We start from the raw sequence: 16,430 nt of genomic DNA, 5'->3' as shown, positions 1-16,430 counted from the left end.
CCGGCATCCCTGCCGGTTTACCCCCCAAATCCCTGTCGAATTCCGGCCAGCGTGGTTTGACGGGGCGCTTAAGATCAAAATCAAAAGCAGATCAAGAGCAGATCAAGAGCGACTCGCTTCGCATCGTGGTTACCGTCGGTTGCTACCGCCTATGCAGTGCTGTCGAGCCCCGTGCTGCGATAGGCCCGCATAAACAACTTCACCACGTCCTGCACATGCTCTTCGGCCTCTTGCGCGCTCAATTGTCCGCCGCAGCCATACAACAAGCGGAAGTTCGCCGTGCCCTTGAGCAGGCAAAAGAAGTGCTCCGCGGCTTTGAACGGTGTGTCGATGCTCAGGGCGCCGCCCTGGTGAATCTTGCCGAGCAGGCGCTCCATGCCTTGCAGCATGCGCATGGGGCCGGCGTTGAAGAAGATCTGGGAGAGTTTCACGTCCTGATTGCCGGTGGTCATCATCAGGCGATGCAGGTTTACCGACTCCTCGCTGTTGATCAGCCGATGAAAGCCGCGTGCGATGTTGAGCAACACCGTCTCGACGGGCATGCCTTCGGGAAGCTCGAAGTACATCACCGGCAACTGCTCTTCACATTTGGCCACCACCGCAGCGGTGAACAGCGTCTCCTTGTCGGTGAAGTGGCTGTAAACCGTGAGCTTCGATACGCCGGCGGCCAGGGCAACGGCGTCCATGCTGGTGTTCGCATAACCCTTGTCCAGGAACAGCGATTTCGCCGATTCGAGGATTGCCTGGCGTTTTGCCATGTCCTTGGGACGCCCGGGGCTTGCGGTGTTCAGAGGATTGTCGGACATTTTCACCTTTAATACTGGACTGGTGAGTTTGGTATTAATAACATACCGGCCAGTATAATTATTCCAAGCTCTATTTGCGAAAGGTCCTTCAGCATGCGCAGCGCTTTCCTGCCCCTTGCTTTGCCTGTCAGCCTGGTCTTCCTGTTGGCCGCGTGCGGCCATGAAGAAGCGGCCCAGACCACCGTACGTCCGGCCATGGTGGTGCAACCGCAGCCTTCGGCACAGGCGATGGACAGCTACCCCGGTGAGGTGCGTGCCCGTTATGAGCCGGACCTGGCCTTTCGCATCGGCGGTAAAGTCAGCAAGCGCCTGGTGGAGGAGGGCGAGCGGGTCAAGGCCAACCAGCCGCTGGCCGAACTCGACCCCCAGGACGTGCGCCTGCAACTGGAAGCGACCCGCGCTCAAGTAGCCGCTGCAGAGGCCAATCTCAGCCTGGTGCGTGCGGAACGAGATCGCTACAAGACCTTGATGGACCGGCAGATGGTCAGTCGGTCGCAGTACGACAATTCCGAAAACCTCTACCGAGCCGGTGAAGCACGCCTCAAGCAGATCAAGGCCGAGTTCGATGTGTCGAGCAACCAGGCCGGCTACGCCGTGCTGCGTGCGCCTCAGGACGGGGTGGTCGCCAAGCGTGCGGTCGAAGTGGGGCAAGTGGTTTCCGCTGGCCAGACCGTGTTCACCCTGGCCACCGATGGCGAGCGTGAAGTGTTGATCAGCCTGCCTGAACAGGGCTTTGGCCGCTTCAAGGTCGGCCAGCCAGTGTCGGTGGAGTTATGGAGCCAGCCAGAGCAACGTTTTGCCGGGCGCATTCGTGAGCTGTCTCCCGCGGCTGACCCCAAATCCCGCACTTTCGCGGCGCGTGTGGCCTTCACCGGCGGCAAAGTGCCCGCCGAACTGGGCCAAAGTGCGCGGGTTTTCATCCAGGCCGACGGTGTCATTGCGCTGTCGGTACCCTTGTCTGCCCTGAGTGCCGAAAACGGCGCGTCCTACGTCTGGCGCGTACAACCGGACAACACCCTTGAACGCACTCCCGTGCGCATTGGTGCCTTTGGCGAGAACACGGTACCGATACTGGAAGGATTGGCCGCCACCGATTGGGTGGTTGCCGCAGGCGTGCATGTACTCCATGAGGGCCAATTAGTGCGCCCGGTGGATCGCTCCAACCGTGTGGTTAATCTGGCGGCCAAGGAGTAGTCCCCATGGGTTTCAATCTTTCCGAGTGGGCGTTGCGTAATCGCCAGATCGTACTGTTCCTGATGATCCTGCTGGCCGTGGTTGGCACCTTGTCCTACACCAAGCTGGGGCAAAGCGAAGACCCGCCCTTTACCTTCAAGGCCATGGTGATCAAGACCAACTGGCCCGGGGCCACGGCCCAGGAGGTATCGCGCCAGGTCACCGAGCGAATCGAGAAAAAACTCATGGAGACCGGTGAGTACGAACGCATCGTGTCGTTCTCCCGCCCCGGTGAATCCCAGGTCACCTTTATTGCCCGTGATTCGATGCGTTCGGCGCAGATTCCCGAGCTGTGGTATCAGGTGCGCAAGAAAATCAGCGACATCCGCCACACCTTGCCGCCGGATATCCAAGGGCCGTTTTTCAACGATGAGTTCGGCACCACGTTCGGCAATATCTACGCCCTGACCGGCGACGGATTCGACTATGCCGTGCTCAAGGACTACGCCGATCGCATCCAGATCCAGCTGCAACGTGTCCCGGATGTGGGCAAGGTCGAGTTGCTCGGCTTGCAGGACGAGAAGATCTGGATCGAGCTGTCCAACCTCAAGCTCGCTACCCTCGGCTTGCCTTTGGCTGCGGTACAGCAGGCGTTGCAGGAACAAAATGCGGTGTCCACCGCCGGCTTCTTTGAAACCCCTACCGAGCGCGTGCAATTGCGCGTTTCTGGCAACTTCAAGACGGTGGAAGAGATCCGCAACTTTCCGATACGCGTGGGGGATCGCACTTTCCGCATCGGTGACGTGGCTGACATCCATCGAGGTTTCAACGACCCACCGGCACCGCGCATGCGCTACATGGGCGCAGATGCCATCGGCCTGGCCGTGGCCATGCGCGACGGTGGCGACATCCTCGTATTGGGCAAGGCCCTTGAAACGCAATTCGCACGCCTGCAAAAGAACCTTCCGGCAGGGATGGAGCTGCGCAAAGTGTCGGACCAACCAGCAGCGGTAAAGACCAGCGTCGGCGAGTTTGTCCAGGTATTGGCTGAAGCGTTGGCGATTGTTTTGCTGGTGAGCTTTTTCTCCCTCGGCGTGCGCACCGGCATGGTCGTTGCCCTGACGATTCCGCTGGTACTGGCGATGACCTTTGCCAGCATGTATTACCTGGGCATCGGCCTGCACAAGATTTCCCTTGGCGCCTTGGTCCTGGCCCTGGGCTTGTTGGTAGATGACGCGATCATCGCCGTGGAAATGATGGCGATCAAAATGGAGCAGGGCTACGACCGGCTCAAGGCTGCGAGTTTCGCCTGGACCAGCACCGCGTTCCCTATGCTCACCGGCACCCTGATCACGGCGGCGGGCTTCTTGCCAATTGCCACCGCGCAATCGAGCACCGGGGAATACACCCGCTCGATCTTCCAGGTGGTGACCATCGCACTGCTGGCCTCCTGGGTGGCAGCCGTGGTGTTTGTGCCGTACCTGGGGGAAAAACTCCTGCCCGACCTGGCGAAGATTCACGCCGCCAAACACGGTACCGACGGCCCGGACCCTTACGGCACACCCTTCTATCAGCGTGTAAGACGTCTGGTGGAGTGGTGCGTGCAACGGCGTAAAACCGTGATCGTGCTGACCTTGCTGCTGTTTATCGGCTCGGTTGCACTGTTCCGCTTCGTGCCGCAACAGTTCTTCCCGGCTTCCGGTCGCCTGGAGTTGATGGTCGACCTGAAACTGGCCGAGGGCGCTTCGCTCAGCAACACCGCCGAACAGGTCAAACGCCTGGAGGCGTTGCTCAAGGAGCATGCCGGCATCAACAACTATGTCGCCTACGCGGGCACCGGTTCGCCGCGGTTTTACCTGCCACTGGACCAGCAATTGCCCGCTGCCAGCTTCGCCCAGTTTGTGGTGTTGGCTAACACCATCGAGGAGCGAGAAAGCCTGCGCACCTGGCTGATCGAAACCCTCAACGAGCAATTTCCCGACCTGCGTTCGCGTGTCACACGGCTGGAGAACGGCCCACCCGTAGGCTACCCGGTGCAGTTTCGCGTGACCGGCGAGCACATCGAAGAGGTGCGCGCGCTGGCGCGCAAAGTGGCGGCGAAGGTTCGCGAAAATACCCATGTGGTCAATGTGCACTTGGACTGGGAAGAGCCAAGCAAAATCGTGTACCTGAATATCGACCAGGACCGTGCCCGCGCCCTCGGCGTGAGCACTGCCAACCTGGCGAAATTCCTGCAGAGTTCCCTGACCGGCTCCAGCGTCAGCCAGTACCGTGAGGACAACGAATTGATCGAGATCCTCCTGCGCGGCACGGTGCATGAGCGTAGCGAACTGTCGCGCCTGCCGAGCCTTGCCGTGCCCACCGACAATGGTAAAAGCGTGGCGCTGTCGCAAATTGCCACCCTCGAATATGGCTTCGAAGAGGGCATCATCTGGCATCGCAACCGCTTGCCCACGGTGACTGTGCGGGCCGATATCTATGGCAAGGAACAGCCGGCGACCCTCGTGCAGCAGATCTTGCCGACGCTCGCGGATGTACGTGCCGAACTGCCGGACGGCTACCTGCTGGAAGTGGGCGGCACGGTTGAAGATTCAGCGCGTGGGCAAAACTCGGTGAAGGCCGGCGTACCGCTGTTTATCGTGGTGGTGCTGACCTTGCTGATGCTGCAACTGCGCAGCTTTTCGCGTACGGCGATGGTCTTTCTCACCGCACCGTTGGGGCTGATCGGCGTGACCCTGTTCCTGCTGGTATTCCACCAACCCTTCGGCTTCGTCGCCATGCTTGGCACCATCGCGTTGTCGGGAATGATCATGCGGAACTCGGTGATTTTGGTGGACCAGATCGAGCAAGACATCAAGGCCGGCCTGACACCTTGGCAGGCAATTATCGAAGCTACGGTTCGACGCTTTCGCCCGATTGTTCTGACGGCACTGGCGGCGGTGCTGGCGATGATTCCGCTGTCGCGCAGTGTGTTCTTCGGGCCGATGGCCGTTGCGATCATGGGAGGGTTGATCGTGGCTACGGCATTGACCTTGCTCTTTCTTCCGGCGCTTTATGCCGCGTGGTTTCGCGTCAAAAAGGACGCTGGATAATCAGGCTGTCATCTCGGTTGTCGGGGCGTAGAGCGTACGCGCCCCCTCACCGTTGGCATGCGGCAGAATGAGCAATTTTCCTATGTGAGAGATAGGAAGCTCACTACACGGGGCTAGGAACCTTTCCTTATTGATTGCCACTCAATGTTACCTGGTTGGCAGGTACCTACTGCTCTTGCTCGTCGGCACAAACAGTAGTGATTGGAATGAATTTAAGGAGTTCGCCATGTGTATAGCTAGTTTGAAGGCTTTTCTGCGTCCGCCCAGCAGGCCAAAACCTCCTGAACAGTGTAAACCCAGCCCTCCTGAACGTTGTAAGCCCAAGCGCCCTGGGTATTGCAAACCCAAGCCCCTTGAGAGTTTCAGACCCAAGCCTCCTGAGGAATGCAGACCCAAGCCTCCTGAGGAATGCAGACCCAAGCCTCCTGAGGAATGCAAACCCAAACCCCCTGAGTATTGCATGCCCAAACCTCCTGAAGAGTGCAATCCCGAGCCCCCTGCGAAGTGTTGCTACATAAAAACCGTTGAGCTGACGATTGTCATGAAGGCGGCCATAAATTACTGACTTTGAGGCTCTTTTTTGCGCAAACGCCTCGAGAATACGAGGCGCTTGTGGGGGGCAGGGCAGATCGGCAGGTTTTACAGCGCGCCAAATACCTTCTTGGCCAAGCTGGTAGCCGCAGCCGCTGGATTCTTGCGAATCGTTTCTTCCTGCTGCGCAATCATCTTGAACAAACCATCCAGGGCCTGCTCGGTCACGTAGTTCTCAACGTTGGCGCTCTTGGCATCCACCGGGCCAAAGGCCGCGGCCTTGCCGGCCAGGGCGTTGTACTGCTGGGCCACGCCGACTTTGTCGGTGGCGGCCTTGACGATAGGCAGGAACTTGGCGCGAATCTCTTCACGGCTGCTTTTGTTCAGGTACTGGGTGGCGGAGTCCTGGCCACCGCTGAGAATGCCCTTGGCGTCGGTCACACTCATGTTCTTCACAGCGTTGACCAGGATCGGCTGGGCCTGGGTCACGGCGGTTTCTGCTGCTTTGTTCATACTGGTTTCCAGCTGCGTGACCTGGTCACCCATGCCGAACATTTTCAACTTGTCGGCGACTTTGCCGAGTTTGCCCGGCAGGCCGATCTTCACGTCCGGGTTGTTGCTGAAACCACCGGGCTTCCCGAGTTGTTTCACAGCAATCTGTGCACCTTGGGTCAAGGCATCCTTGAGGCCGCCGCTGGCGTCACCCTGGGACAGGCTGCCGAGATCCAGGGCCATGGCGTTGGCGCCGAATAGCAAGCCAGCACACAGGGCGGTGAGGCGAAGAGATTTGCGGAGCATGGGCGCTTCCTTATGAAGTGGGAATGATCAGTGTGCAGCCGCATCCACGCGCAGGCGTAGCGGGTGTGGGTCCTGGCCGTTGAGCTGCACGGTGTGCCGCTCTGTGGTGATAAACAGTAGCTTGCCGTCCAGCTCGATGCGAGCGCTGACCGAGTATGTGTGGCCTGGCTTAACCTGGGCCGGGTCATAGCTCAGGTGAAACGGCAGCGGCACCTGGCCTTTGACCGGGCCTTTCTGTTCGGCGAGGGTCACGGCCGGGGCGTCCATCAGGGACACGTCCTGCAGGCTGACACTCAAGGTGGCGGCTGGCGGCAGGGCGATGCGTTGAAGGTAGAACACTTCGCCGTCGAGGCTGGCCTTCGGGGTTGGGGTCATCGAGTGGCAGGCTCCGAGCAGGGCGGTCAGGCCCAGGAGGATGAGTTTTTTCAAGGTGCGGCTCCTTTTCAACGGCGCCGGAATCCGCCCGGCGCCTCATTCAGTCTAGCGCTGTGCTTCAGGGTTGACGGCAACCGGTTCGGCCGCAGCCTCGGCTGCGCCGTCCACGCGGTGCAAGGCAACCTGGCGGATCGACAGGCGAATATCCGCCGGCAGTACGCGTTTGGCGGCGCCTTCGGCCAGTTCGCCGAGCAGGTCGTGATAGCCCAGCTTGCCGGCTTCATCGCGGCGCAGCACATCTTGCTCCAGCAACGTCTGGATAAAATGTCGGAAAAGACTCTTGTCGAAGAATTCCGGAGCGTTGAGGCCGTGCAGGATCGACAGGCGCTGGGCCATGATCGTGCACAGGTCTTCCAGTTCTTCGGCGCTGATGCTGTTCTGGCCGCTGTTGAGCAGTAACGAGATCGCCATGTAGAAACGTTGCAGGGTCTGGGCGATGCTCTTGGACAGCAGCGTCAGCAGCACAAAGTGCCGCGAACTCGGCGCCGGGCGCAGGTATACGGCGTTTTCGAAACGCAGCAGGCCTTGTTCGACAAACGCGTCCAGCCACTGGTCCACCACGCTGTCCAGATCCTCCAGCGACCAACGGATAAACAGCTCCGATTGCAGGTACGGGTAGAGCGCGTGGGTGTAGCGCAGGATCTGTTCGCGGGTCATGCGCGAACTGCTCTGGAAGAAGCTCGCCAGCAACGCTGGCAGGGCGAAGATGTGCAGCACATTGTTGCGGTAGTAGGTCATCAGGACGGCATTCTGCTCATCCAGATAAACGATTTTGCCCAGGGCGTCGCTCTGTTCGGACAACAGGTTCATGTCCTTGACGTGCTTGATCAGCGCCAGGCCATCGCCCTCCGGCAAAGTGGTATGGGGCGAGTAGGGCACACGACGCAACAGCGCCAGGTACAGGTCCAGCTGGCGGGCCATGGCCTGTTCATCCAGGGCCAGGCGGGTGGTGGACAGCAGGGCCAGCGCCACCAGGTTCACCGGGTTCACCGCAGCGGCTTCGTTCAAATGACGCGCCACCTGTTCGCCGAGGCGATTGGTGGTTTCGTTGAGCCAGGCCGGTTTGTAGTTCGGCCCCAGTTCCTGGGCGCGCCAGTCCGGTTGCTCGGCGTCGAGGAACTCCGCCAGCTTGATCGGCTCACCGAAGTTGACCGCCACTTGGCCGAAGCGCTGCTTGAGCGCGCCGACCACTTTGAAAATATCGAAGATCGACTCTTTCTTCTTGCTCGCGCCACGCAGTTCGCCCAGGTAAGTGCGGCCTTCGAGCACCCGCTCATAGCCGATATACACCGGCACGAACACGATGGGCATGCGCGAGGAACGCAGGAAGCTGCGCAAGGTGATCGCCAGCATGCCGGTTTTCGGTTGCAGCATGCGCCCGGTGCGCGAGCGGCCGCCTTCGACGAAGTATTCCACCGGGAAACCCTTGGTAAACAGGGTGTGCAGGTATTCGTTGAACACCGAAGTGTACAAAGGGTTGCCCTTGAAGGTGCGGCGCATGAAAAACGCACCGCCACGGCGCAGCAGGCTGCCGATCACCGGCATGTTGAGGTTGATGCCGGCGGCGATGTGCGGTGGGGTCAGGCCGTTCTTGAACAGCAGGTAGGACAGCAGCAGATAGTCGATGTGGCTGCGGTGGCAAGGCACGTAGATCACCTCGTAGCCTTGGGCCACCTTCTGCACGCCCTCGATGTTATTGACCTTGATACCGTCGTAGATCTTGTTCCAGAACCAGCTCAATACCACTTCCAGGAAGCGGATCGCGGTGTAGGTGTAATCCGAGGCAATCTCGTTGCCATAGCGCAGGGCCAGGGCCTTGGCTTTTTCCGGGGCGATCTTTTCGCGTTCGGCTTCATCCGCAATGGCTTGGCGTACCAGCGGCATATTGACCAGGCCCTTGACCAGATTACGGCGGTGGGACAGGTCGGGGCCGATCACTGCCGTCTTCAGGTTACGAAAGTGCACACGCAAGATGCGCTGGGCCATGCGTACGGTGCGTTCGTGGCCTTTATTGTGCTCGATCAATTCACGCAGGTTGATAGGCGCGGAGAATTGCACGCGGGTCTTGCGCCCCAGGATCAGGATGCTCAACAACCGGCGTAGACGCCCGGTGACCGCCCAGCTGTCGGCGAACAACAGCTTCCACGGGCTGGACTCGCTTTCGGGGGATTGGCCCCAGAACACACTGACCGGAATGATTTGTGCATTCTCTTCGGCGTGTTCGGTGAGGGTGTTGACCAGGCGCGTCAGGGTCGGCGGTGCACCGCGCTTGTCCTGGCGGCCGAGCCAATCCGGGTCTGGCGTGAGGTAGAAGAACGCCGCAGGCTCCATCAACGGCCCCACCGACACCGGCAGCACCGGACGTGGCAGGCCAGCCTTGGTGCACTCGGCATCGACCACCGCCAACTCGGTGAGGGAGGGTGATTGCAGGACGTAGAAAACCGGCCGGCTGCGGTCCAGGTTGAGGGTTAGGGACGACTGGTTGATCGTCTCCGAGCGAACCCAGAGGTACAACAGTCGGCGCAAGGTGCCAAACACCAGACGGCGGAACGGGGAGCGGGTCATAGGCGAGCTGCTTCAAGTGGAAAAAACCGAGCAGGCGCTCGGGCGGGTAGTGTGCCGTATTCGCCGAAAATCGGCAAAAAAGCAGCGATGTAAAGTTGAGTTGATGGTTTTTGAGCCTGTCTTATACTCGGCAGTTCAATGCGAGCGACTCAACAATAAAAAACCAGTGGGAGTGAACAGATGTCAACGCGCGAAACCGGCAATGTGAAGTGGTTCAACGATGCAAAGGGCTACGGCTTTATCCAGCGTGAGGATGGCAAGGATGTGTTTGTGCACTACCGCGCCATTCGCGGTGAAGGCCACCGTTCGTTGGCCGAGGGCCAGCAGGTGGAGTACGCCGTGGTGACGGGCGAGAAGGGCTTGCAGGCGGAGGATGTGGTGGGCCTGTAACAACTTTGTTTGATCGTTCCCACGCTCTGCGTGGGAACGCCTCTTGTGACGCTCCGCGTCACGCTTTGGGACGCAGAGCGTCCCAGGCTACTTTCCCACGCAGAGCGTGGGAACGATCTTCAGGCGGTCTTCCAAGTGATCTGCTCTTCACCGTCTTCGCTGATGCGAATCCAGGTGTCGGCACTTTCCTCACCTTCTTCCTCAACCCAGGTGCCCGGTGCGCAACGCACTTCGACGTTCAGCGCGGCAAACGCGGCGCGGGCGCAGGCGATGTCGTCGTCCCACGGGGTCTGGTCGCTTTCCAGGTACAGGCTGTTCCATTTGCCCACCGCCTTGGGCAGCCAGGTCACCGGCACGCTGCCGGCCTTGCACTTGTAGGTCTGGCCTTTCTGGACCCAGTCGGTACACGGGCCGAGTGCGGCGCCCAGCCAGGCAGCGATGGCCTTGTGATCGACGTCGGCGTCCTTCAGGTAAATCTCAATATCGGGTTGGCGCATGGATGTTCCTCGTTGCGGGATTCGAAAATCCATTCGCGGATGGGTGAACGTCAGTCATTGAAGCACGAAATAATCGTAACGCATCGACACCGTGACCTGCAGCGGCTCGGCCGCCTCGATCACCTCGTGGCGGCGCTCGGCACTGGCCCGCCAGCCGTGGGGCGTCATCGCCAGCAGGTTGGCGCGGTCCTGGGGTTCGGCCAGGCTCAGGGTGAATTCCAGGGTTTCACTGTGAGCAAGGCTCATACCGTCCGGCACCAGGGCCAGGTGTTTGTCGTCGGTGTACTCGCGTACCTCGTCGTAAAGACGCTCGCGCAGTTCCATCAAGTGGCCGCTGGTCGGGCCGACCTTCATCAAACCACCGCCGGGACTGAGCAGGCGCTTGGCCTCTTGCCAGTCCAACGGGCTGAACACGCTGGCGAGGAACTGGCAGCTGGCATCGGCCAATGGCACGCGGGCCATGCTGGCGATCAACCAGGTCAGCGCCGGGTTGCGTTTGCACGCGCGCTTGACCGCTTCCTTGGAGATATCCAGGGCATAGCCATCGGCGTGGGGTAGGGCCTGGGCAATTTGCGCGGTGTAGTAACCCTCGCCACACCCAATGTCGACCCAGCGCTGCGGTGCACGCTCGGCGGCCAGTTCGGCCAGGCGCTTGGCCACTGGCGCATAGTGGCCAGCGTTGAGGAAGTCGCGGCGCGCCTCGACCATGGCCAGGTTGTCGCCTGGGTCGCGGCTGTTCTTGTGCTGCACCGGCAACAGGTTCAAATAACCCTGGCGCGCGCGGTCGAAGCGGTGCCCGGCCGGGCACGCCACGCCATTGTCCACGGTATTGAGCGGTGCACTGCAAATGGGGCAGGCAAGCATCAGGCGAGCAACTTGATCAGGGTCTGGTAATAGATTTCGGTCAGCACGTCGAGGTCGCTGGCCAGGATGCGTTCGTTGACCTGGTGGATCGTCGCGTTCACCGGGCCCAGTTCGACTACCTGGGTGCCCAACGTCGCAATAAAGCGCCCATCGGAGGTACCGCCGCTGGTGGACGCCTGGGTCTCGCGCCCGGTGATCGCCAGGATGCTGGCCGACACTGCATCCAACAGAGCGCCTGGCTCGGTGAGGAACGGCAGGCCCGACAGCGCCCACTCCACGTGCCAGTCCAGGCCATGTTTGTCGAGAATGGCCGCGACGCGTTGTTGCAGGCCCTCGACGGTGGATTCGGTGGAAAAACGGAAGTTGAACACCGCCGTCAGGTCACCCGGGATCACGTTGGTGGCGCCAGTACCGGAGTTGAGGTTGGAAATCTGGAAGCTGGTTGGCGGGAAGAATGCGTTGCCGTCATCCCAATGCTCGGCAGCGAGTTCGGCCAGCGCCGGTGCGGCCAGGTGGATCGGGTTCTTTGCCAGGTGCGGGTAAGCCACATGGCCCTGTACACCGCGCACGGTCAAGGTGGCGCCAAGGGAGCCTCGGCGGCCGTTCTTGACCACGTCGCCCACCAGGCTGGTGCTCGACGGTTCGCCGACGATGCACCAGTCCAGGCGCTCCTTGCGTGCGGCCAGGCGTTCGATCACGGCCTTGGTGCCGTGGTGCGCCGGGCCTTCTTCGTCGCTGGTGATCAGGAAGGCGACCGAACCCTTGTGGTCCGGGTAGTCGCTGACGAAACGTTCCGCCGCCACCAGCATCGCCGCCAGGCTGCCTTTCATGTCCGCCGCCCCACGGCCGCAGAGCATGCCGTTGTCATCGATCAACGCATCGAACGGGTCGTTCTGCCAGGCCTGTACCGGGCCGGTCGGCACCACGTCGGTGTGACCGGCAAAACACAGCACCGGGCCTTCGTGCTTGCCGTGGGTGGCCCAGAAGTTGTCCACATCTTCGATGCGCATCGGTTCAAGCGCAAAACCGGCGTCGCCCAGGCGCTGCATCATCAGCTTCTGGCAATCGGCATCGATCGGCGTGACCGACGGGCGACGGATCAGGTCGATGGCAAGTTGAAGGGTCGGCGAAAGGTCGGCATGGGCCGTCATGGGGGGAACTCCGGAAATCGAGGCGGCGACGTTCTAACTGTAGGAGCGAGCTCGCTCGCGAAAAACTCAAGGGCACCGCGTGCATTCAGGATGCCCGCGTTATCGTTAACGATTTTCGCGAGCAAGCTCGCTCCTACAGTGATGGGTGTAAGGCACGCAAAAGGGCCGTTATCTTATAGCAAAACGGCGGCCAAGGGCCGCCGTTTAGTGCATCGCGTGACTTTTTACGCCGCCGGCGCAGCCTCAGGCGCCGTCGAAGGTTTGGGCAGCGACGACAAGAACGCCATGATCAGCGCCGCCACATACGGCAGCGACTGCACCAGCAACATCACCACCCAGAAGCGAATGTCATTGCTCGGCAGGCCTTGCACCAGGTAGATCCCCAGCGCCGCGCCCCATAGCAGCAGCATGATGAACATTTCTTCGCGGGCTTCGGAAATCGCCACCCAGAAGCCGTGGTTATCCGCGTTTTTCGGTGTACGAAAGAACGGAATGCTGCTGGTGAAGAAGCCGTACAACACCGCTTTGGCGATGGTATGAGACAGCGCCAACCCGGCCAGTGCCGCGCAGAACGCATCTTTCAAGTTCACACCTACCGCACGACGATAGAGGAAGATGATCTTGCCGACTTTGAACACAAACAACGCCAACGGCGGGATCGCGAAAATCAGCAATGGCGGGTCGACCCGAGTCGGCACGATGATCATCGCCGCAGACCACAACAGGGCGCCGACGGTAAAGAAGATGTTCATGCCATCGGCCACCCACGGCAACCAGCCCGCAAGGAAGTGGTAGCGCTGGCCACGGGTCAGTTCGGTGTCTTTACCGCGCAACAGGCTGGCGGTGTGGCGCTTGATGATCTGGATCGCTCCATAGGCCCAGCGGAAACGCTGTTTCTTGAAGTCGATAAAGGTATCCGGCATCAAGCCCTTGCCGTAGCTGTCGTGGTAGTACGCCGCCGACAAGCCTTTTTCGAACACGCGCAGGCCCAGTTCGGCGTCTTCACAGATGCACCAGTCGGCCCAGCCCAGCTCTTCGAGCACCGAGCGGCGGGTCATGGTCATGGTGCCGTGCTGGATGATCGCGTCACGGTCGTTACGGGTGACCATGCCGATATGGAAGAAGCCTTTGTATTCGGCGTAGCAGAGCTTCTTGAAGGTGCTTTCGTTCTGGTCGCGGTAATCCTGGGGCGACTGCACTACCGCGATTTTCGGGTCGGCGAAGTGCGGCACCATGTGCTTGAGCCAGTTCGGCGATACGCAGTAGTCCGAGTCGATCACTGCGATCACTTCGGCATCCTTGGCGGTGTGCGGGATCAGGTAGTTCAGCGCGCCGCCCTTGAAACCGGCCAGGGGCGCGACGTGGAAGAACTTGAAGCGTGGGCCGAGGGTTTCGCAGTAGTCGCGCACCGGCTCCCACACCGCCGGGTCCTTGGTGTTGTTGTCGATGATCAGGACTTCGTAGTCCGGATAGTCGAGGGCGGCAAGGGCGTCGAGGGTCTGCTTGACCATTTCCGGTGGCTCGTTGTAGCACGGCACGTGGATCGACACTTTCGGGCGGTAGTCCGAGTCGCCTTCCACGGGCAGGAATTCACGCCGACGCTTGTGGGTCCACACCGCTTCCGCCAGTTCGTGGGCTTCGGTCAGCAACACAATGAACACGCCCAGGGCGCCGAGTGCCAGCAACACCCCGACCGTCACGCTGAACCACGTGCTGTATTGCTGGCTGTAGTCGTAGCCGATCCAGACCAGCACCGACCCGCACAGGAACGCAATGAAGGTCAGGAAGGTACGGCCCCGCTGGCGCAGGGCCGAGCCGTCGATCATCAACAGGGTCAGGGACAGCAGCGCAAGCACCACCGAACCGATGGCCAGTACCCGCCATTGCGGAATCGCCACCACCGGGCCGTCAAAATTGAATTTCTGCTGGCGCGCGGCATTGAATACACCCCAATACGCACCCGCCGACCCTTCGTCGCTGACCTTCCACGGCTGGTCGAAGGCCTCGATCACAAAGTAGTTGTAACCCTGGCGGTTGAGCTTGTTGACCAGCGTACGCAGGTAAATCGCCTGGTCGGCCGGCGACGACTCATTGCCACCGCGCATACGGCCGTTGCTCGGCCAGCCCACTTCCGATAGCAGCAGTGGCTTTTTCGGGAAGGCTTTCTTCAGGTCCTTGGCGCGGTCGAGAACGTACTGGCCGGCCTTGTCCATTGGGATGTATTCCCAGAACGGCAGGATGTGCGCGGCGATCAGGTCGACGTGCTTGGCCAGTTGCGGGTTCTTTTCCCAGATGTGCCATTGCTCGGAGGTGGTCACCGGGACTTTCACGGCGGCGCGCACGCGGTCGAGCAGCACGATCAGGGCTTCGGGGGTGATTTCTTCACGGAACAACGCTTCGTTGCCCACCACTACGCGCACGACGCTGCGCGAGGTGTTGGCGATCTCGATAGCGCGCTGGATCTCCCGCTCGTTACGCTCAAGGTCCGGGCTGATCCAGATCCCCAGGGTCACGCGCAGGCCAAACTCTTCGGCCAGCTTGGGTATATCCCCCAGGGGGCCGTCCACCGAGTAGGTACGGATGTTGTCCGTCAGCTTGCTCATGATCGCAAGGTCCTGACGCATCTGTTCGTCGGTAGGGTACTGGCCTTTCTGCGGGTACTGGCCTTGCTGGAACGGCGAGTAGGAAAAACCGGAGATCTGATCGGGCCAGTTGGGAGCGGTGACCGGGCGGTTGATCAGCGCCCAGAAACCGGTGAACAGCGCGGCAATTGCCAGCACCACCACCAGGTTGAGTCCAAATTTACGCGATGCCATGGTTATGTCGGGTTCCAAAGGGTGCGGAACGAAAGAGGTGTCGGCCTGCGCCGAACGGCGCGCATCCTACACTGGCGCTTCCCTGAGCGTACAGCAGACAGAGAAAAGCCGGACGTTAGTCTGCGAAACTCCATCTAAGTTCTTCACTTGTAACTTGTAGCTTAAAACTTGCCGCTCCGTAGCCCTATAATGCGCGCCGGTTTTTGGGGTAATGATGATGAGTACAGAAGATCCGCGGTTTGCAGGCGTCGCCCGCTTGTACGGGCTTGAGGGCCTGGAGCGCTTGAAAGCGGCCCATGTGGCGATTGTCGGCGTCGGCGGCGTGGGGTCCTGGGCGGCGGAAGCGATTGCCCGCTGCGGGGTGGGCGAGATTTCGCTGTTTGACCTGGACGATGTCTGCGTCAGCAACAGCAACCGCCAGTTGCATGCCTTGGACAGCACCGTGGGCAAGCCTAAGGTCGAAGTGATGGCCGAGCGTTTGCGCGGTATTAATCCTGAGTGCACCGTGCACGCGGTGGCAGACTTCGTCACCCGCGACACCATGGCCGAGTACATCACCCCGACTATCGACTGCGTGATCGACTGCATCGACGCGGTCAACGCCAAGGCGGCGCTGATTGCCTGGTGCAAGCGTCGCAAGATCCAGATCATCACTACTGGCGGTGCCGGCGGGCAGATTGACCCCACGCTGATCCAGGTGTGCGACCTGAACCGCACCTTCAATGATCCGCTGGCGTCGAAAGTACGCTCTACCTTGCGCCGCGATTATGGCTTTTCGCGCACGGTGACCCGTCATTACAGCGTGCCGTGCGTGTTTTCCACCGAGCAACTGCGCTATCCCAAGCCCGATGGCAGCATCTGTTTGCAGAAGAGTTTTGTCGGTGATGGCGTGAAGCTGGACTGCGCCGGAGGGTTTGGCGCAGTGATGATGGTCACGGCCACGTTCGGCATGGTGGCGGCGACCAAGGCGGTGGACAAGATTGTGGCGGGAGTGCGCAGGCCTTCAGAGCGCATCAGACCCAGCTAAATCTCATTGCCGAACATAGATCCAAATTGTGGGAGCTGGCTTGCCTGCGATAGCGGTGTGTCAGCCACTGAAAATACTGACTGATTCGCCGCTATCGCAGCATAGGTATCTACACAACTTCGGCACGACGCTAAATCTGTGGCGAGGGAGCTTGCTCCCGTGACGGCCTGGCAGCCGACACAGATATAACTGATGCCCCGCGATCCAATGTGGGAGCTGGCTTGCCTGCGAAGACGGCCTGACAGTCAACACAGTTGGACCGTGTACATATCCATTCCTGCGGTA

General features: G+C 60.5%; 12 protein-coding genes. 4 read left to right on the top strand and 8 right to left on the bottom strand.

Features of this window, described 5'->3' with window-relative positions:
- Window positions 1-149: 149 nt before the first annotated feature.
- The gene (locus ACTJLA_RS06735; RefSeq protein ID WP_034126815.1) at window positions 150-806 is read right to left on the bottom strand and encodes a TetR/AcrR family transcriptional regulator; all 657 of its coding nucleotides are present in this window, start codon (window positions 804-806) and stop codon (window positions 150-152) included.
- Between the two features lie 93 nt (window positions 807-899).
- On the opposite strand from ACTJLA_RS06735, the gene ACTJLA_RS06730 reads away from it, so the two are divergent.
- Both ACTJLA_RS06730 and ACTJLA_RS06725 read left to right on the top strand, forming a co-directional pair.
- Window positions 900-2,000, top strand: coding sequence for an efflux RND transporter periplasmic adaptor subunit (locus ACTJLA_RS06730; RefSeq protein ID WP_054917837.1), 1,101 nt, complete (start codon window positions 900-902; stop codon window positions 1,998-2,000).
- 5 nt (window positions 2,001-2,005) lie between these two features.
- A complete protein-coding gene (locus ACTJLA_RS06725; RefSeq protein ID WP_440840865.1) occupies window positions 2,006-5,071 on the top strand; it encodes an efflux RND transporter permease subunit in 3,066 nt (1,021 codons plus the stop codon).
- A 639-nt stretch (window positions 5,072-5,710) separates the two neighbouring features.
- Here the strand turns inward: ACTJLA_RS06725 and ACTJLA_RS06720 are convergent.
- From ACTJLA_RS06720 to plsB, 3 genes are read right to left on the bottom strand one after another with little or no spacing between them, the layout of a single operon-like run.
- A complete protein-coding gene (locus ACTJLA_RS06720; protein ID WP_440840863.1) occupies window positions 5,711-6,400 on the bottom strand; it encodes a DUF4197 domain-containing protein in 690 nt (229 codons plus the stop codon).
- A 27-nt stretch (window positions 6,401-6,427) separates the two neighbouring features.
- Complete coding sequence (locus ACTJLA_RS06715; protein WP_440840861.1) at window positions 6,428-6,829, bottom strand: YbaY family lipoprotein; 402 nt, start codon at window positions 6,827-6,829, stop codon at window positions 6,428-6,430.
- A gap of 51 nt (window positions 6,830-6,880) precedes the next feature.
- On the bottom strand, window positions 6,881-9,400 hold the full coding sequence (plsB, locus tag ACTJLA_RS06710) for a glycerol-3-phosphate 1-O-acyltransferase PlsB (protein WP_089041279.1): 2,520 nt from the start codon (window positions 9,398-9,400) through the stop codon (window positions 6,881-6,883).
- Between the two features lie 180 nt (window positions 9,401-9,580).
- Between plsB and ACTJLA_RS06705 the strand changes: the two genes are divergently transcribed.
- Window positions 9,581-9,790 (top strand): cold-shock protein, encoded by a 210-nt coding sequence (locus ACTJLA_RS06705; protein WP_034126819.1) that lies wholly within the window; start codon window positions 9,581-9,583, stop codon window positions 9,788-9,790.
- Window positions 9,791-9,909: 119 nt separating this feature from the next.
- Here the strand turns inward: ACTJLA_RS06705 and ACTJLA_RS06700 are convergent, their stop codons facing one another.
- The 4 genes from ACTJLA_RS06700 to ACTJLA_RS06685 form a co-directional block, all read right to left on the bottom strand.
- The gene (locus tag ACTJLA_RS06700; RefSeq protein ID WP_034126820.1) at window positions 9,910-10,287 is read right to left on the bottom strand and encodes a hypothetical protein; all 378 of its coding nucleotides are present in this window, start codon (window positions 10,285-10,287) and stop codon (window positions 9,910-9,912) included.
- 54 nt (window positions 10,288-10,341) lie between these two features.
- On the bottom strand, window positions 10,342-11,151 hold the full coding sequence (locus ACTJLA_RS06695) for a putative RNA methyltransferase (protein WP_054897127.1): 810 nt from the start codon (window positions 11,149-11,151) through the stop codon (window positions 10,342-10,344).
- Window positions 11,151-12,302: a succinyl-diaminopimelate desuccinylase gene (dapE, locus tag ACTJLA_RS06690; RefSeq protein ID WP_054897128.1), complete on the bottom strand. Its 1,152-nt coding sequence runs from the start codon at window positions 12,300-12,302 to the stop codon at window positions 11,151-11,153. Before dapE ends, ACTJLA_RS06695 begins: the two co-directional genes overlap by 1 nt.
- A 224-nt stretch (window positions 12,303-12,526) precedes the next feature.
- Window positions 12,527-15,118 (bottom strand): glycosyltransferase, encoded by a 2,592-nt coding sequence (locus ACTJLA_RS06685; RefSeq protein ID WP_034126823.1) that lies wholly within the window; start codon window positions 15,116-15,118, stop codon window positions 12,527-12,529.
- A gap of 217 nt (window positions 15,119-15,335) precedes the next feature.
- On the opposite strand from ACTJLA_RS06685, the gene tcdA reads away from it, so the two are divergent.
- Window positions 15,336-16,145 (top strand): tRNA cyclic N6-threonylcarbamoyladenosine(37) synthase TcdA, encoded by an 810-nt coding sequence (gene tcdA / locus ACTJLA_RS06680; protein WP_373456461.1) that lies wholly within the window; start codon window positions 15,336-15,338, stop codon window positions 16,143-16,145.
- Window positions 16,146-16,430 lie beyond the last annotated feature (285 nt).

The organism is Pseudomonas sp. 22072 (assembly GCF_052046095.1).
Classification (GTDB): Bacteria; Pseudomonadota; Gammaproteobacteria; order Pseudomonadales; family Pseudomonadaceae; genus Aquipseudomonas; species Aquipseudomonas paracarnis.
The sequence above is the reverse complement of the archived record's forward strand: the minus strand, read 5'-3'. Positions and strand labels throughout refer to the sequence as shown.

Bases quoted from the DNA above. Each gene is read 5' to 3' on its own strand.
- ACTJLA_RS06735 (WP_034126815.1), bottom strand. From the start codon at position 806: ATGTCCGACAATCCTCTGAACACCGCAAGCCCCGGGCGTCCCAAGGAC.
- tcdA (WP_373456461.1), top strand. From the start codon at position 15,336: ATGAGTACAGAAGATCCGCGGTTTGCAGGCGTCGCCCGCTTGTACGGG.
- ACTJLA_RS06695 (WP_054897127.1), bottom strand. From the start codon at position 11,151: ATGCTTGCCTGCCCCATTTGCAGTGCACCGCTCAATACCGTGGACAAT.
- ACTJLA_RS06685 (WP_034126823.1), bottom strand. From the start codon at position 15,118: ATGGCATCGCGTAAATTTGGACTCAACCTGGTGGTGGTGCTGGCAATT.
- ACTJLA_RS06705 (WP_034126819.1), top strand. From the start codon at position 9,581: ATGTCAACGCGCGAAACCGGCAATGTGAAGTGGTTCAACGATGCAAAG.
- plsB (WP_089041279.1), bottom strand. From the start codon at position 9,400: ATGACCCGCTCCCCGTTCCGCCGTCTGGTGTTTGGCACCTTGCGCCGA.
- ACTJLA_RS06725 (WP_440840865.1), top strand. From the start codon at position 2,006: ATGGGTTTCAATCTTTCCGAGTGGGCGTTGCGTAATCGCCAGATCGTA.
- ACTJLA_RS06730 (WP_054917837.1), top strand. From the start codon at position 900: ATGCGCAGCGCTTTCCTGCCCCTTGCTTTGCCTGTCAGCCTGGTCTTC.
- dapE (WP_054897128.1), bottom strand. From the start codon at position 12,302: ATGACGGCCCATGCCGACCTTTCGCCGACCCTTCAACTTGCCATCGAC.
- ACTJLA_RS06720 (WP_440840863.1), bottom strand. From the start codon at position 6,400: ATGCTCCGCAAATCTCTTCGCCTCACCGCCCTGTGTGCTGGCTTGCTA.
- ACTJLA_RS06700 (WP_034126820.1), bottom strand. From the start codon at position 10,287: ATGCGCCAACCCGATATTGAGATTTACCTGAAGGACGCCGACGTCGAT.